This window comes from Pseudonocardia sp. 73-21 (assembly GCF_001899645.1).
Lineage (GTDB): Bacteria > Actinomycetota > Actinomycetes > Mycobacteriales > Pseudonocardiaceae > Pseudonocardia.
This window is the reverse complement of record NZ_MKVV01000086.1, coordinates 56,142-71,926: the sequence shown is the minus strand read 5'-3', so window position 1 is coordinate 71,926 and position 15,785 is coordinate 56,142. Positions and strand designations below refer to the sequence as shown.

Here is a 15,785-nt window from a genome sequence, read left to right as displayed (position 1 = left end):
GCCACGGGGTCGTCGCCGACCGCGGCCAGCACCGGCCCGTCGGCCGTCTCCGGGCCGGTGCCGACCAGGCGGGCGCCGGACGTGTCGTACACGGCAAGCGTGCCCGCGTCGTCCTCGGTGGTGTCGATCCCGGCGAGCGTGGCGGGGACGCGGCCGGTGGCGATATCGGCGGCCACCGTGATCGCGGCGACGTCAGCGCCGCGTTCGAGCTCGGCCCGCTCGTCACCGAGGAGATAGGCCGCCACCCCGACAGCGAGCGGCAACCCGAACAGGACGATCGCCAGCACCGCCGCCGCCACGGCCAGCCCAGCGATCCGTCTGCGCATCACGCGATCCTCCCAGCACCCCGTCGTCTCCCTCTCCACCGCCTCGGAGGTCAGCGAGCTCAGCGAAGGGTCACCGCGACGAAGTCGCGCTGGTCGGGCACTAGGTAACGGTCGCTCCGGCCGGGCATGGTCGGAAGCAGCTTCGTCGCCACCGGAGCGTCCGAGCCTGCCCCGTGTCGATAGGAGAAGAAGTCCACCATCTCGCTGTGGATGTCGAGCTGCATCCCGCGGACGGCACCCGCCTGCAGGAGCGCCGCAGCCAGGGTCACGAGGTTCATCCCGTCACCGGCCACGTAGACCAGGTTTCCCGACGCGTCGATGCCGATCCCGGAACGCCACGTGTACTGCAGCTGATTCTTCGCGGTACCCCAACTCTGAGAGGTGTTGCCGTCCAGCCCCGGCGCCGGACGGCCGTTGTCGACGACGAGATCGAGGTTCTGGCGGACCGCGACGACATCCGGACCGGCGACGGCATCCTGCCCCCATTGCCCAACGGTGGCGCTGCCGTCACGGCGCACGACGAGCGACGCGGCGCCGTCGCGCAGCGGTACAGCTACATGCCCGTCGGCGTAGAAGCCGCCGTGGGCGTCCTGCATCTTGAACCCGGAGTTAAAGGTGGCCACCAGCGATGACTGCAGCGCATCGGGAACGCGGGCGTCGTCGGCCCGGGTCTGCGGGAGCGGCTGACGGGTACCAGCGATGAGGTGGGTGACAATCGCGCGGCTCTCCAGCAGCGCGACCCCGACCACGACGCCCCGGTGCCGGGCATCCGGACGCTCGAACGTCGTGTAGATCGCGGGTTCACCGAGGGAGGACGAGGCGCCGGCCACCCACTGCCCCTCCCCCGGCAGAGCCGGGACCAGGGGCGCCAACACCGGCGGCGAACCGGTGGCCACCGCCGTAGGAGGCGCGGGAAGATCGGCCGGTGCCAGGGACGCGACGACGGGAGGCCTTGCGTACCACCAGTTCTCGACGAGATCGACGATCCCACCACCCCCGTGCTCGCGGGCCCACTCGACGAGCCTGACGGTGGTGCTTGCCTCGCCCGGATACGTCAGCGCCTGGACCAGCGACGCCGACGGCACCACGACCCCACCGAGGAGCACCGCGAGCGCAAGCACCACGACGCCGGGGTGACGACGGGCCCCGGGCGGCGCAGCAACCATGACATCGACGGTAGGAGCGCAGCGGTGTTGACCCGGCCAGCCGCAGGTCAGAGCACGGCAAACTCGTCGCGCCGGTAGGTTGGTGCCCATGACCGGGCTGCTGATCGTGGAGGATGACGAGACGATCGGTGGGGCCCTCACCACGAGCATGCGTTCCCACGGCCACGACGTGACGTGGGCGCGCACCGGCGCGCAGGCGCTAAGCGCGCCGGGGCCGTTCGACCTCGTGCTGCTGGATCTCGGGCTTCCGGACCTCGACGGCGTCGAGGTCTGCCGCCGGCTACGGCTCGAGAACCCGGCTACCGTCATCGTGATGCTCACCGCCCGCGGCGAGGAGATGGACATCGTCGTCGGTCTGGAGGCGGGCGCCGACGACTACCTCGTCAAGCCCGTCCGCCTCGCCGAACTGCACGCACGTGTGCGGGCGCATCTGCGCCGGGGTGCCACGACGCCCAAGAGGTGCCTGATCGGGGATCTCCTGGTCGACAGCGCCAGCCGTCGCGTCACCGTCGCCGGCCAGGAGGTGACGCTGCGGTCCAAGGAGTTCGACCTGCTGGCCCGACTGGCCGCCGAGCCCGGTAAGGCCGTCGACCGCGAGACGCTGATGACCGACGTCTGGGACGAGCACTGGTTCGGCTCCACCAAGACCCTCGACGTGCACATCGCCACCCTCCGACGCCGGCTGCGCGAGCACTCCGGCGCCGGAGCCATCCCGGCCATCACCACATTGCGGGGCCACGGCTACCGGCTGGAATCCACGACCTAGGCCCGTCGCTCCCGCAGAACCTCGCGCAGCAACGGGATCAGCGACACCACGACCACCACGGCGATCACCGGCAGCAGGTACTGATCCACGCCCGGCACGAACGACCCCAACGCGTAGCCGGCCACTACCAGGCCGACGGTCCACACGAGCCCGCCCACGGACTGCCACAGCGTGAAGGTTGCGGTCGGGGTGTGCAGGGCGCCCGCGAGGGGGTTGAGCACCGTGCGGACCACCGGGATGAACCGGGCCAGCACGATCGCCTTCGTCGGCCCGTACCGGGTGAACAGCTCCTCGGCCCGACGCAGCCCGGCCGCCAGGCGCGGGCGCCCGGCGCGCGCGGTGAGGGCGTCACCCGCGCGGCGGCCGATCAGGAACCCGACCTGCGCGCCTGCCAGCGCACCCGCACCAGCGGCCACCAGCACCCACGGCAGGCTCAGCCGCAGCCCGCCCGCCCCGGTCGCGCAGAGCAGCCCGGCCGTGAACAGCAGGGAGTCCCCGGGCAGGAAGAACCCGATCAGCAGACCCGTCTCGGCAAACAGCACCACCAGAATCCCGATCGTGCCGAACGACGACAAGTAGTCGGTGGCGCTGAGGGGGTTGAAGGCGAGAACGGACGTCATGTCCCACTCGTACCGCCCGCCCAGCAAGCGTCCGGCAAAATCTCGATGTCGCCCGCAACGGGCGCCCACCCCGTGGCGATCCTGTCGGGGTGAGCACGCATCCCACCGAAGTCACCCGCGTCCGACGAACCCTGGTCAAGGTCCCGGAGATCACCGTCCTGTTCTGGGTCGCCAAGGTCCTGACCACCGGCATGGGCGAGACCGCCTCGGACTACCTCGTACGCACCATCGACCCCGTCATCGCGGTCGGCGCGGCGGGGCTCATGCTTGCCGTCCTGCTCGTCGTCCAGTTCACGGTGCGCGGCTACCGGCCGTGGATCTACTGGGCCGCGGTCGCGATGGTCAGCGTGTTCGGCACGATGGCCGCCGACGTGACGCACATCGTCGTCGGCATTCCCTACCTGGTCTCGACCGTGGCCTTCACCGTCGTCGTCGCCGCGGCCCTCGCGGTCTGGCACCGCACCGAGGCCACCCTCGACGTCCACAGCATCACCACCCCGCGCCGCGAGGCGTTCTACTGGATCACGGTGCTGGCTACTTTCGCGCTCGGTACCGCCGCCGGTGACATGACCGCCACCACCCTGCACCTGGGCTACCTCGCGTCCGGCGCGCTGTTCGCCGTCGCCATCGCGGTGCCCGCGGTCGCGCACAGGTGGTGGGGCCTCGGCCCCGTCCCGGCGTTCTGGATCGCCTATGTGCTCACCCGGCCGCTGGGCGCGTCGTTCGCCGACTGGATCGCGGTGCCGCCCGCCCGTGGTGGCCTGGATCTGGGCACCGGCCCCATCAGTCTCGTCCTCATCGCCGCGATCGTCGCGGTCGTGGCCCAGCTCGCGCGCCGAGAATCGCACTAACCGGTCGACGGCCGCTTCTCGGGCGAGGCGACGCCGTCCGGGCACCCGACCCGCGCCGATGGCCGCGCTCGATTCACCTCCTGTTCATGCCTGCACCCCTCACTCGCCAGCTTTGTCACAGACTGTACCTAACGGCTGTTACATCAGCTGTAGAACAGATGCGATCGAGGAGTCGACCATGACAGCTCGCCCACGTCGGTCCTGGGGTGCCCTCACGGCGGTCGGGGTAGCAGCCGCACTGGCCATCGCCGGATGCGCCAGCCCGACCGGCAGGGACACAGCGGCTGCGGCGGGTGCGGCCGCGGCGGGCCCGGTCCCGCTGGTCGTCTACTCCGCGGAGGGGTACGACGCGCCCGTGACCAAGGCGTTCACCGCGGCCACCGGGATCCCGGTGAGCCTCGTCGACGACAGCACCGGCCCACTGCTGACGAAGGTCGCGGCGGAGAAGAACAACCCGCAGTGGGGGGTGTTGTGGGCGGACGGCGACACGGCGTTCGCGGCGCTGGATCAGCAGGGACAGCTGTTGCCCTACATCCCGTCCGCCCCGCTGAACGCGGTCGGTAAGGCCCTCGTGCCTGCGAGCCACGCCTACACCCCGGCCGCCACCACCGTGATGGCCGCGGTGATCTACAACGCGGCGAAGGCGCCGGGCGCGCCGACGAGCTACCAGGACCTGCTCGGCCCCGCCTACAAGGGGCTGGTCGGCATGAACGATCCGGCCCAGTCGGGTCCGACGTTCCCGTTCGTCGCCGGACTGATGAATCAGCTCGGCGGCCAGGCCGGCGGTGTGGCGGCCGGCGAGGACTACCTGCGCCAACTCAAGGCCAACGGCCTGCACGTCTACCCGACCAACGGCGACACCCTGCACGCGCTGGAGACCGGCCAGATCGCCTACGGGATGATCCAGAGCTCCGCCGCCACGGGTGAGCTGGCGAAGGTGCACGCCAGTGCCGCGTTCAACCCGAAGATCGTCTACCTGCCGGAGTCGACGCTGCTGCCGAGTGTGATCGGCATCGACAAGGGCGCTCCGCCTGCGGTGCAGGACGAGGCGAAGAAGTTCGTTGACTTCGTCATGTCCCCCGCGGGACAGAAGGTGATGCAGACCGGTGACCCGAGCGGCGACTCGCTGTACTGGCCGGTCGTGGACGGGGTCACCGCATTGCCCGCGCTGCCGGCGTTCCCCGCCGCCTACCAGCGAATCGACCCCTACTTCTGGGGCCCGCTGGAAGGTGAGATCAACACCTTCTTCGACTCCACCATCAAGTAGCGCTGTGACAGCCGTCGCGTTCGTGGTCCCGGACCGGGTCCGACTGGGTCTCACCCGGTTCCGGGGCGCCCCGCTGCTGGCGTTCTGGGTGCTGATCGTCGCGATCCTGGTCGCCCCGATCCTGCTGTTCCTGCTGGTGGCGTTCTCGCCACGGCTGTTCGACCAGGGCCCGGAGTGGTTCACGCTCTCCGGGTTCGGGGAGGCGCTCCGCGGGCCCCTGCTGCAGGGGCTGCTCAACTCATTGCTGGTCGGGATCGCCACCGCACTCGTCGCCACAGCCATCGGGTTCGGGGTGGCCTGGGCGGTGGCGCGCACCGACGTCCCGGCCCGGGCCGTCTGGACCGGTGCGATGTTCGGCCTGCTGCTCGCCCCGTCCTACCTGGTCGCGCTGGGCTGGGAGCGGCTGCTCGAACCGGCCGGCGTGCTGGAACTGCTCGGGTTGGACGTCACCGCCGTGCGCGCGCTGTTCTACGGGCCGGTGGGCGTGGTCGTCGTGCTGGCGGTGAAGGGTGTGCCGTTCGCCTACCTGGCGATCTCGTCGGCGTTGCGGGGCCTCGGCGAGGAGTTCGAGTCGGCCGCCCGCGTGCACGGCGGCGGCCGGGTCGCCGCGCTGCGGATCGTGGTGGCGTTGCTGGCACCGGCGGTGTGGTCGGCGGTGGCGATCGTCTTCGCCGAGTCGATCAGTGACTTCGGCGTGGCCGCCACCCTCGCCAACGACGCCCACTTCCCGGTGGCCACGTTCACCCTCTACGACGCGGTGGACAGCTTCCCGATCCGCTTCCCGGTGGCCGCCGCCGTCGGCTGGATGCTGATGGCGATGGCGGGGCTCGCGCTGCTCGCCCAGTCCCGGGCTCTGAGCGGGCGCAGCTACCGCGTGCTCGGCGGCCGCAGCCGGCCGGCCCGCCGGCACCGGCTCTCCCCGCCGGCGACGGCCGCCGCCACGACGGGCCTGGCCGTCGTCGTCCTCGCGGGCCTGGGCGTGCCGGCCTTCGGCGCGGTGTCTGCGTCGCTGATCGACGGTCTCGGGTCGCTGGTCGGGGACCACCGCCTGACCCTGGCGAACTACGCGCGCGTGCTCGCCAGCCCGGAGCTGCGCGATCCCCTGCTCTACTCCGCGCGGCTCGCGCTGATCACGGCCACGGTGACGGCCGTCATCGGGCTGGCCGTGGCCCGCATCCTCAGCGCCCGCGGCACCCGGCTCAGTTCCCAGGTGCTGGACCTGCTGCTGCTCACGGCGGTGGCCCTGCCGGGCATCGTGTTCGCGGCGGGCTACATCTTCACCTACAACCTGCCGCTGATCAACGACCTGGGCATCCACCTCTACGGGACGACGGCCCTGCTGGTGCTGGGCTACCTGGCCACCGCGCTGCCGTCGACGTCCCGAGTGCTGCTGGGCAGCGTCGGGCAGGTCCAGGAGTCGCTGCGCGAGGCCGGCCGGGTGCACGGCGGCGGCGCGGCCGGATCCTGGCTGCGCACCGTGCTACCGGTGCTGGCGCGGCCGGTGCTGGCGGCCTGGGTGCTCACCTTCGCCGGGACGCTGCTCGAGCTGCCGGTCTCGCAGCTGCTCTACCCGCCCGACCATCCGCCGGTCGCGATCGGCATCACCAAGGCACTGGCCAACTACGACTTCGGCGGCGGCACCGCGATGGAGGTCACCGCGGTCGTACTCGCGCTGGCCGTCGTCGCGGTGGCCTTCGGCGGGTTCCACCTGCTCGCCCCCACGGGCTGGCGACGCATCGGGAGAACACATGACTGACTACCAGGACAACGGCACCACCCTGCAGGTCCGCGGCGCGGTCAAGCGCTACGGGGCCGTGCACGCGCTCGCCGGCATCGACCTCGACGTGGCCGCGGGCCGCTTCCTGGTGCTGCTCGGCCCGTCCGGGTCGGGGAAGTCGACGCTGATCAGGACGCTCGCCGGCGTGGAGCGGCTCGACGAGGGCGAGGTCCGCCTCGGCGACCAGGTCGTCGGCGACGGCCGCCGCCACGTCGCCCCCGAGAAGCGTGACCTGGCGATGGTGTTCCAGGACTACGCCCTGTGGCCGCACCTGACCGTGCTAGGCAACGTCGGCTACGCCCTGCGCCGCCGGCGGCTCCGCGGCCCGGAGGCGGCGCGGCGCTGCGAGGAGGTCCTCGACCGGGTCGGACTGGGTGCGCTGGCCGGGCGCTACCCGCACGAGCTCTCGGGCGGCGAGCAGCAGCGCGTCGCGCTCGCCCGCGCCGTGGTCGCCCGGCCCGGCCTGCTCCTGTTCGACGAGCCCCTGTCGAACCTGGACGCGGACCTGCGCGAGCGGCTCCGCGTCGAGATCGCCACGCTCACCCGCGAGACCGGGGCGACGGCCGTCTACATCACCCACGACCAGTCCGAGGCTTTCGCGCTGGCGGACGTGATCGGCGTGCTCGACCACGGCACGCTCGTGCAGCTCGACCGCCCGGAGGCCGTGTACGCCCGCCCGGCCACGCCGTTCGTCGCGCGCTTCACCGGACTCGCCGGGGAGCTGCCCGGCCGGGTGGTCGCCGCCGACGGCGGGGACGTCATCGTGCAGGTCGGCGACCGGCGGCTGCGCAGCCGCACCGCGGGCGTTCTCGCTACCGGGGATGTCGTGTCCGTGACGGTCCGGCCCGCGGCCACGACGATCCTGCTCGCCGGGGCCACGGCGCCGCACGGCTCGGTGTCGGGCACGGTCACCGACGTGGCGTACCGCGGGCGGGGCTACGACCACGTCGTGACGGGTCCCGTGGGCGCACTGTCGGCCGTGTTCGACCAGCACGCCCGGCCCCGGGGGTCGGCCGTGGAGGTCGCGGTGGACCCGGACGGCTGCGTCGCCTACCCGACCGGCGAACGGGTCGAGAAGGTTCGTTATTCAGAAGACATAACCGCTGTTAGTATTGCGAGCTGACGCAGTGAGGAGGTGGGTTCGTTGAGCGGTGGCGCTCTGTTCATAGCGGTGTTCCTCGCCTGCACGGTCGAGGCCGTCGAGGCCCTGACGATCGTGCTGGCGGCGGGAACGAGCAGGGACTGGCGGTCGGCCATCACGGGGGTCGTCGCCGGCGTCGTCGTGCTGGCGGTGGTCGTGGCCGCGCTCGGCCCGGCCGTGACGGCGATCCCGCTCGAGGGGCTCCGCCTGGTGGTCGGCGGGTTGCTGCTGGTCTTCGGCCTGCAGTGGCTACGCAAGGCGGTGCTTCGGGCGAGCGGTCTCAAGGCCCTGCACGACGAGGACGCCATCTACCTCCGGGAGCGGGCGGCGGCCGAGGCCGCCCCCGCCGGCCGGCGCGGCATCGTCGCGGACTGGTACTCCTTCACCCTGTCGTTCAAGGGCGTGGTGCTCGAAGGCCTCGAGGTGGCGTTCATCGCGCTGACGTTCGGTGCCAACCAGCAGAACATCCCGCTGGCCGCGGTGGCGGCACTCGCCGCCGTCCTCGCCGTCACGGTCGCCGGCATCGCCGTCCGCGCACCGCTGGCGCGGGTACCCGAGAACACGATGAAGTTCGTGGTCGGCATCATGCTGACCTCCTTCGGAATCTTCTGGGGCGCCGAGGGCGCCGGCGCGCAGTGGCCCGGCGCCGACGCCGCACTGCTCGTCGTGGTCCCGGCCGTCGCACTGTTCGCGCTCGGGCTGGTCGCCGTCCTGCGCCGCGCCGGGAACGCCGTTACCGCGGCGGTGGCGTCGTGATCGGGAAGCTGAGGGCGTTCGGGGCGTTCTGGTACGACTTCGTGGTCGGCGACGACTGGCGCGTGGCCGTCGCGGTCGTCGTGGCGCTCGCGGTGACGTTCGCGGTCGCCTCGGCCGGTGTCGCGGCCTGGTGGGTGCTCCCGGTGGCCGTGGCCGTCGTGCTGCCGCTGAGCCTGTGGCGCGTCGCCCGCCCCGGCCGGGGAGGGTGACGGTCCGACGCGGCAGACTGACGGCGTGAGCGATGCCGAGGTCTCCGCCCGCGCCACGAACGGCGCGCCCGCCGGCTGGCTCGTCCTGATCTACCGGATCCCGTCGGAGCCCACCCGGCTCCGGGCCACCGTGTGGCGGCGACTCAAGGGCCTCGGGGCGATCTACCTGCAGAACTCCGCCGCAGCACTGCCCGCGGGGCCTACGGCCGAGCGGGCACTGCGGCTGTTGCAGCGCGAGATCCTCGACATGTCCGGTACCGCGTCGCTGCTGTCCTGTGCGGTGCTCGCCGGCGAGCAGGAGATCCGCGCCGCGTTCCAGGCCGCCCGTGACGACGAGTACGCCGAGATCGTCGACAAGTGCCACGACTTCGTCGCGGGCATCCGCAAGGAGTTCCGTCAGGAGCACTTCACCTACGCCGAGCTCGAGGAGAACGACGAGGATCTCATCAAGCTGCGGAACTGGTTCGCCAAGATCCGGAGCCGGGACGTCTTCGGCGCCCCCGGCCGGCAGGCGTGCGAGGAGGCCCTCGCCGTCTGCGAGAAGGAGCTCGAGGGCTACGGGGCGTGGGTCTACGCCGGGGAGTCGGACGGGGCCTGAGCCGCCGGGCGGGTCGTCGCCGACCGGCTCAGCGAGGATGCGGGCGGTAGCGGTGCTGGGGTCGGCCGGTCGCACCGTAGGTGAGGACCAGCTCGAGAACCTGATTCCGCGCCAGATCGGCGAGATGGCGCTGCGCGGTCGGCCTGCTCGCGCCGAGGGCCTTGGCCACGTCCACAGCACTCACGGGAGCCGTCGCCTCCGTGACGATCTGCAGGACCTTCGCCATGGTCGGCTCCAGTGGCCGGGCCCCGGGCCCACCCCGCGGTCGGGCCCCCCGCAGGCCGAAGAGGTCGTCGACGTCGTGCTGGTCGGCCTCCGGCACCTCGGCGAGGCGCCTCTGCCAGACCGCGTAGGCATGGAGCTGCTCGCACAGCGCGGCGTGGGTGAACGGCTTGACGAGGTAGTAAAACGCACCCACCTGCATCGCGGACCGGATCGAGTCGATGTCGCGTGCCGCGGTCAGAAGGATGACGTCCGCGACCGGCCCGCCGGCCGTCGACATGCGCCGCACGAGGTCCAAGCCGCTGAAGTCCGGCAGGTACATGTCGAGCAGGAGCAGGTCGGGCGCGGCGGAGGCCACCATGTCGAGCGCCTCCACACCGGAGTGGGCCTCGCCGACCACGGTGAAGCCGTCGACGGTGCCCACGCTCCTGGCGTGCACACGGGCCACGTGGTAATCGTCGTCGACGACGAGAACCCGGATCATGGGACTCCTTCACGTTCTCGCAGGGGCAGGACGACATCGAAGCGGGCTCCGCCGGTCGACCCGACGGTGATGGCGCCACCGCACCTCGTCACGAGCCGGTGCACCAGGGCCAGTCCCACCCCGCGGCGCATGCCGGAGCGCGGCTCCTTGGTCGAGAACCCGTCGACGAACACCTCGGCGAGGTGATCCGCCGGGATCCCCGGACCATCGTCGGTCACGACCAGCCGGAGGCTCCCCTCGGAGTGCGCGAGGGCGATGGTGACGGTGCCGCGGGGGTGCCGGCCCACCGACGCCGGATCGCCGGCGATAGCGTCGACGGCGTTGTCGACGAGGTTGCCCAGGACCGTCACCACCGGCATGTTGTCCCCCTCGAGGTGCCCAAGTCTGCTGCCGGGATCAACCCGGATCACCACATCACGTTCCGCCGCGACGGCCGTCTTGGCGATGACGAGGGCTGCGATGACCGGAGACCCGATCCTGGACCGCACGTCCTCGCTCGCCAGCGCGGTCTCGGACTGCAGCCTCCGGCTGTAGCCGGCAGCCTCGTCGAACTCACCCAGTTCCAGGAGCACCGACAGCACGTGCAGGCGGTTGGCGAACTCGTGTTCCTGGGCACGCAGTGCGGTGGTGAGCCCCTCGACCGCGTCGAGCTGGCGGACCAGCGCCTCGAGTTCCGTCCGGTCGCGGATCGTCACCACCCAGCCGATGTTGCGCCCGGCCACGATCACCGGCATCCGGTTGAGGACCAGCAGGTTCTCGTCGGTGACGACCACCAGGTCCGGGCCGTTCACCTCGCCGGCGACGATCCGGCGGAGCTGCCCCTCGGGTAGGAAGTCGGACGGCTGCTGCCCGAGCCGCGCCGCGGGGATCGCCAGGAGACGGCGGGCCTCCTCGTTCAGGACGTTGAGCCGACCCAGGGTGTCGACGGCCAGGACGCCCTCCCGGATCCCGTGCAGCATGGCCTCCCGCTCCTGCACGAGGGCCACGATCTCGGCCGGCTCCAGGTCGAAGGTCGCACGCGTGATCGCACGGGACAGGACGAGCGACGCCACGACGCCGAGCCCCAGGGCGAGGAGCGTGTAGAGCGCGATGTCGCCCATCTGCTGGGTGAAGCGCACACCCACCTCCGACTCGAGGATCCCGACCGACACCTCCCCCACCGGGCGCCCGCCGGCGTCGACGATCGGGGCGCGGGCGTTGGCCGAACGGCCGAGGCTTCCCACGTCGATGCCCGTGCGCACGACGCCGTCCAGAGCGACGACGGGTTCTTCGATGCGTTGGCCGATCAGAGCCGCGTTGGGATGTGAGTAGCGGATCCCGGAGCGGTCGATGATGACGACATAGGACGCCACCGAGTCACGACGGACCCGTTCCCCCAGGCCGGGCAGCTGGTGGTGCGGATCGCCGGCGACGACCAGTTCTGCGAGCCCGGGGGCGTCGCCCAGGGACACGGCGACGCTCCGCGCCTGTTCAACGGCCTGGTCGTCGTTCGCCACACTGGTGAGTCGCGAGTAGAGCCCGAGCCCGACCAGCATCGTCACGACGATGATCCCGAGTGTGGCCACCAGGATCCGGGCCGACAGGGTCATGCCTTTTCGCTGCATGGCACCCCTGACCGATGAATGAGCAGAACGCACAAAACCGTGGGAAATGCGACGAACGGAGGTAACGCTCCGAAGTCTTCCACCGCCATGGGATCTGTTTCTACTGTACCGGCGACTCACCGTCGAGGAGAGGAGTTCGGACCCTATGGCGGCCATCGAGCTACGCAATGTCACCAAGAAGTTCGCGACCGCGGACGGCGGTACCTACACCGCGCTCAAAGATCTGTCCCTGACGGTCGAGGACGGGCAGTTCTGCGCCGTCGTCGGGCCGACGGGATGCGGCAAGTCGACGACGCTCACGCTCGTGTCCGGCCTCGAGCTCGCATCGGCGGGTCAGGCGGTCGTCCACGGGCAACCGGTCCGGGGCGTCGACACCAGCACCGGGTTCGTCTTCCAGCAGGACGCCGTGTTCCCCTGGAAGTCGGTGCTCGACAACGTCGCGGCCGGACCTCTGTTCCGCGGCACCGCACGACCTGCCGCGAACGGGCTGGCCCGGGACTGGTTGCGCCGCGTGGGCCCGGCCGGTTTCGAGGACCGCTACCCCCATCAGCTCTCGGGCGGCATGCGCAAGCGCGTCGCGCTGGCGCAGACACTCATCAACCAGCCCCGCATCCTGTTGCTCGACGAGCCGTTCAGCGCTCTCGACGTGCAGACGCGGGCGATCATGTCCACCGAGCTGCTGCAGCTGTGGGACCAGACCAGACCGGCGGTCATCTTCGTCACCCACGACCTCGAGGAGGCCATCGCCCTCGCCGACAAGGTCGTCGTGATCACGGCGGGCCCGGGAACGGTGAAGGCCGAGTTCGACATCGACCTCCCCCGCCCGCGCGTGGTCCAGGAGATCCGCTTCGACCCCACCTTCGTACGGCTCTACGGGCAGATCTGGGAAGCGCTGCGCGACGAGGTCGACGAGGCGTACGCGCGCACCACGACCCTGTCGACGGTGGCGTCGTGAGCGAGACCCCGCTGCGAACCGACCTGCCCGCAGCGGCGGCTCCCGCGGCCGCCCCCACCACTCCGCCCGACCCGTCGCCGTCGCGTCGCCGCCGGGGCGGTCGGCGCCGGCTGGCGCTGGCGGCGGCGCGGACCGCGATCGTGGTCGCTCTGCTGACCGCCTGGCAGGTCGGTGTGGCCACCAAGGTCGTGGACCCGTTCTTCTGGGGGGAGCCCACCGGCGTGTGGGACCAGCTGGTCACGTGGATCACCGAGGGGACCCCACAGGGTTCCCTCGCGGAGCAGATCTTCGTGACCCTCGAGGAAGCCGTCCTCGGCTTCGTCATCGGCGTGGTCCTCGGCATCGTGTTCGGGATCGCGCTCGGCCGGGTCCAGTTGCTCGCGGAGCTGTTCGCGCCGTTCCTGAAGGTGGCGAACTCGATCCCCCGCATCATCCTCGGCGCCATCTTCACGGTGGCCTTCGGATTCGGCATCCAGTCGAAGGTGATCCTCGCCGTGGTGCTGGTGTTCTTCGGGGTCTTCTTCAACGCCTTCCAGGGCACCCGCGAGGTCGACCGCAACCTGCTGGCCAACGCGCGGCTCCTGGGCGCCTCGCCGTGGCGCGTCACCCGCGAGGTGGTCCTGCCGTCGGCGTTCACCTGGATCCTCGCGAGCCTCCACATCAGCTTCGGCTTCGCCCTCATCGGCGCGATCGTCGGCGAGCTGCTGGGTGCGGACAAGGGGCTCGGCCTGCTCATCCGGTCTTCCCAGAACAACTTCTCCATGAACGGCGTACTCGCCGGGATGGTCCTGGTCGCGATCATCGCGCTCGTCGCTGAAGCGCTGATCACCGTCCTGGAGAACCGGCTGCTGAGCTGGCGACCGCCTCAGTTCCATGGCGGCGCGGCCGTCGAATGACCTCGCTCCACCCGTTTCGACCGAGGAGAGACTCGATGAAGAGCAAGTACCTGGCGTCCGCCATCGGCGTCGTACTGGCCGCCGCCGCGGTGACCGGATGCGCGAACAACGCCTCCGGCGCTGCGGGCTCGTCGGCGGGAACCGTCGCCAACGCCCCCACCCTGACGATCATGGTCGGCGGACTGAGCAAGCAGATCTACCTCCCGTTCATGCTGGCCAAGCAACTCGGCTACTACGACAAGGCCGGGGTCAACGTCAACCTCATCGACGAACCCGCAGGCGGGGACGCCACCCAGAACATGCTCGCCGGCCAGGTCCAGGGAGTCGGCGGCTTCTACGACCACAACATCGCCCTCCAGGCGCAGAACAAGTTCTCCGAGTCCGTGGTCTCCATGCTGCAGATCCCCGGCGAGGTCGAACTCTGCCGCAGCGATCTCAAGGGGGTCGTGAAGAGCCCCGCCGACTTCGCGGGCAGGTCACTGGGCATCACCGACACGGGATCGTCGACCGACTTCCTCACCCAGTACCTCACCACCAAGAACGGCGTGGATCCGGCGCGGACCACGCGGCGCGGGGTCGGTGCCGGTCAGACGTTCATCGCGGCCATGAAGCAGAAGGCCATCGACTGCGGCATGACCACCGAACCCACGGTGTCCCAGGCGCTGTCGGACGGCACCGCGTTCATCCTGCTCGACATGCGCACGGCGGAGGGATCAAAGGCTGCGCTCGGCGGGACCTACCCGGCGACGTCGCTGTACATGACCACCGAATACGTCAACGCCAACAAGGACACGGTGCAGAGGCTCGTCAACGCCTACGTCGCGACGCTGAAGTGGATCCAGGGCCACAGCGCCCAGGAGATCGCGGACAAGATGCCCGCGGACTACTACAAGGGCGTCGGCAAGGACGCCTACGCCGCCGCTCTCACCAGCGAGAAGGGGATCTTCAACCCGACCGGGGTCATGCCGGCCGACGGGCCCGCCACCTGCCTCGCGGTGCTCAGTGCCTTCAACGCCACGGTGAAGGGCAAGTCGGTCGACCTCACCAAGACCTACACCGACGAGTTCGTGAAGGCGGCGCAGCCCATCACCTGATCGCGGTCGGCCGTCGGGCCGGGAAGGACCTGCGCCGCTCCGGGTCAGCGGCGCAGGTCCTGTGCGATGCGGGCGGCGATCCACGCATGGCCGGACGGGGTGGGATGCAGGCCGTCGCGGATCCGGGGGAAGGTCCATCGCTCACCGAGGGGATCGAACACGACCACCGCCCCGTCGGCCGAACGCGCTGCGCCGATGATCGTGCGGTCCAGCGCGACCGCCGCCGGCGTCGGACCCGCACGCGTGCTGAACACCGACACCAGACCGAGGCGGGCATGCGGCGCCGCGCGACGGATCGCCCCGAACAGGGCTGCGACCTGCGACGCGACCGCCCCCGGCGGACGGCCCACGTCGTTGTAACCGCCCTGCACGATCACCATGGCGGGGTCCAGCCTGGCCAGATCGAGGCGCCCGAGCAGGCGGGAGAACGGTCCCAGGTGGTGGGCACCGGGGTTGATGAACCCGGCGCCCGGATCCGCGACGACGACCACTCGCCAGCCCTCCGCGCGTCCCAGGAGGTAGGGCCACCCGCCGTGCGGTCCGGCGGCGCCCACGCCCGCGGCGATGGAGGCTCCGATCACCGCCAGCACCGGTTCGGCCGCGGCAGCCGTCGGGACAGGGTGCCCGGGCACCGCGACCGCCGCAGTCGCGGGACGCACGAGCGCCAGCCCTCCGCCCGCCAGCACCACGACCAGTGCGACGAGCAGGGCCGTGCGGGTCGGCGGCAGCCGGCCCGCCACCCGGGACCACGTCCCGCTCTTCATGATCGGCCGCCGGCTACCCGGCATCGGCCACGCGGAACGGCCCGGCGTCGATGATCACCACCACCGTGACGCCGGTGACGAGAACCGTGGCCACACCGGCCAACCCGAGCCATCCCCCGATCGACGCCAGGCCCAGGACGAGAACCGGCAGTGCGAGGACCAGTACGACAAATGCCGCACGCCGTGGCGAATCGTTTCGCGTGAAGAAGATGTGCTGCGTCAATGCCACCTCGACATCCTATCCTCATCGCCACGGAACGCCACCGAACGATCGCAGGAAAATACTCGC

17 protein-coding genes and 1 pseudogene are annotated in these 15,785 nt (G+C 71.0%); 11 read left to right on the top strand and 7 right to left on the bottom strand.

Annotated features, from left to right (window positions below; all coding sequences use genetic code 11):
• Window positions 1-326: pseudogene (locus BGP03_RS27400) on the bottom strand (sensor histidine kinase); the annotation flags it as partial.
• A 59-nt stretch (window positions 327-385) separates the two neighbouring features.
• Window positions 386-1,156, bottom strand: coding sequence for a phosphodiester glycosidase family protein (locus BGP03_RS27395; RefSeq protein ID WP_299738030.1), 771 nt, complete (start codon window positions 1,154-1,156; stop codon window positions 386-388).
• Between the two features lie 424 nt (window positions 1,157-1,580).
• Here BGP03_RS27395 and BGP03_RS27390 point away from each other — a divergent pair, with 424 nt between their 5' ends.
• A complete protein-coding gene (locus BGP03_RS27390; RefSeq protein WP_296369218.1) occupies window positions 1,581-2,258 on the top strand; it encodes a response regulator transcription factor in 678 nt (225 codons plus the stop codon).
• On the opposite strand, the gene BGP03_RS27385 is transcribed toward BGP03_RS27390, so the two are convergent.
• A complete protein-coding gene (locus BGP03_RS27385; RefSeq protein WP_296369217.1) occupies window positions 2,255-2,878 on the bottom strand; it encodes a DedA family protein in 624 nt (207 codons plus the stop codon). The two genes, BGP03_RS27390 and BGP03_RS27385, sit on opposite strands and share 4 nt — an antisense overlap.
• A gap of 89 nt (window positions 2,879-2,967) precedes the next feature.
• On the opposite strand from BGP03_RS27385, the gene BGP03_RS27380 reads away from it, so the two are divergent.
• The 7 genes from BGP03_RS27380 (at window position 2,968) to BGP03_RS27350 (ending at window position 9,477) form a co-directional block, all read left to right on the top strand.
• A complete protein-coding gene (locus BGP03_RS27380; protein ID WP_296369215.1) occupies window positions 2,968-3,729 on the top strand; it encodes a hypothetical protein in 762 nt (253 codons plus the stop codon).
• Between the two features lie 178 nt (window positions 3,730-3,907).
• The gene (locus tag BGP03_RS27375) at window positions 3,908-4,996 is read left to right on the top strand and encodes an ABC transporter substrate-binding protein (protein ID WP_296369213.1); all 1,089 of its coding nucleotides are present in this window, start codon (window positions 3,908-3,910) and stop codon (window positions 4,994-4,996) included.
• A gap of 4 nt (window positions 4,997-5,000) precedes the next feature.
• A complete protein-coding gene (locus tag BGP03_RS27370; protein WP_296369211.1) occupies window positions 5,001-6,752 on the top strand; it encodes a hypothetical protein in 1,752 nt (583 codons plus the stop codon).
• Window positions 6,745-7,896 carry an ABC transporter ATP-binding protein gene (locus tag BGP03_RS27365; RefSeq protein WP_296369209.1) on the top strand — a complete coding sequence of 384 codons (1,152 nt, stop codon included), beginning with the start codon at window positions 6,745-6,747 and terminating at the stop codon, window positions 7,894-7,896. The genes BGP03_RS27370 and BGP03_RS27365 overlap by 8 nt, the downstream gene beginning before the upstream one ends.
• A gap of 21 nt (window positions 7,897-7,917) precedes the next feature.
• The gene (locus BGP03_RS27360) at window positions 7,918-8,670 is read left to right on the top strand and encodes a hypothetical protein (RefSeq protein WP_296369207.1); all 753 of its coding nucleotides are present in this window, start codon (window positions 7,918-7,920) and stop codon (window positions 8,668-8,670) included.
• A complete protein-coding gene (locus BGP03_RS27355) occupies window positions 8,667-8,879 on the top strand; it encodes a hypothetical protein (protein ID WP_296369205.1) in 213 nt (70 codons plus the stop codon). Before BGP03_RS27360 ends, BGP03_RS27355 begins: the two co-directional genes overlap by 4 nt.
• Before the next feature lie 25 nt (window positions 8,880-8,904).
• Window positions 8,905-9,477 (top strand): Chromate resistance protein ChrB, encoded by a 573-nt coding sequence (locus tag BGP03_RS27350; protein WP_296369203.1) that lies wholly within the window; start codon window positions 8,905-8,907, stop codon window positions 9,475-9,477.
• A gap of 28 nt (window positions 9,478-9,505) precedes the next feature.
• Here BGP03_RS27350 and BGP03_RS27345 read toward each other — a convergent pair whose 3' ends face one another.
• On the bottom strand, window positions 9,506-10,183 hold the full coding sequence (locus BGP03_RS27345; protein ID WP_296369202.1) for a response regulator: 678 nt from the start codon (window positions 10,181-10,183) through the stop codon (window positions 9,506-9,508).
• A complete protein-coding gene (locus BGP03_RS27340; protein ID WP_296369201.1) occupies window positions 10,180-11,943 on the bottom strand; it encodes a sensor histidine kinase in 1,764 nt (587 codons plus the stop codon). The genes BGP03_RS27345 and BGP03_RS27340 overlap by 4 nt, the downstream gene beginning before the upstream one ends.
• Between BGP03_RS27340 and BGP03_RS27335 the strand changes: the two genes are divergently transcribed.
• From BGP03_RS27335 to BGP03_RS27325, 3 genes are read left to right on the top strand one after another with little or no spacing between them, the layout of a single operon-like run.
• Window positions 11,933-12,742 carry an ABC transporter ATP-binding protein gene (locus tag BGP03_RS27335; protein ID WP_298800653.1) on the top strand — a complete coding sequence of 270 codons (810 nt, stop codon included), beginning with the start codon at window positions 11,933-11,935 and terminating at the stop codon, window positions 12,740-12,742. The two genes, BGP03_RS27340 and BGP03_RS27335, sit on opposite strands and share 11 nt — an antisense overlap.
• Complete coding sequence (locus BGP03_RS27330) at window positions 12,739-13,638, top strand: ABC transporter permease (protein ID WP_296369196.1); 900 nt, start codon at window positions 12,739-12,741, stop codon at window positions 13,636-13,638. Before BGP03_RS27335 ends, BGP03_RS27330 begins: the two co-directional genes overlap by 4 nt.
• 35 nt (window positions 13,639-13,673) lie before the next feature.
• Window positions 13,674-14,732, top strand: coding sequence for an ABC transporter substrate-binding protein (locus BGP03_RS27325; protein WP_296369194.1), 1,059 nt, complete (start codon window positions 13,674-13,676; stop codon window positions 14,730-14,732).
• A gap of 44 nt (window positions 14,733-14,776) precedes the next feature.
• Here BGP03_RS27325 and BGP03_RS27320 read toward each other — a convergent pair whose 3' ends face one another.
• Both BGP03_RS27320 and BGP03_RS27315 read right to left on the bottom strand, forming a co-directional pair.
• Window positions 14,777-15,496 carry an SGNH/GDSL hydrolase family protein gene (locus BGP03_RS27320; protein WP_296369192.1) on the bottom strand — a complete coding sequence of 240 codons (720 nt, stop codon included), beginning with the start codon at window positions 15,494-15,496 and terminating at the stop codon, window positions 14,777-14,779.
• Between the two features lie 13 nt (window positions 15,497-15,509).
• On the bottom strand, window positions 15,510-15,725 hold the full coding sequence (locus BGP03_RS27315; protein WP_296369191.1) for a hypothetical protein: 216 nt from the start codon (window positions 15,723-15,725) through the stop codon (window positions 15,510-15,512).
• Window positions 15,726-15,785 lie beyond the last annotated feature (60 nt).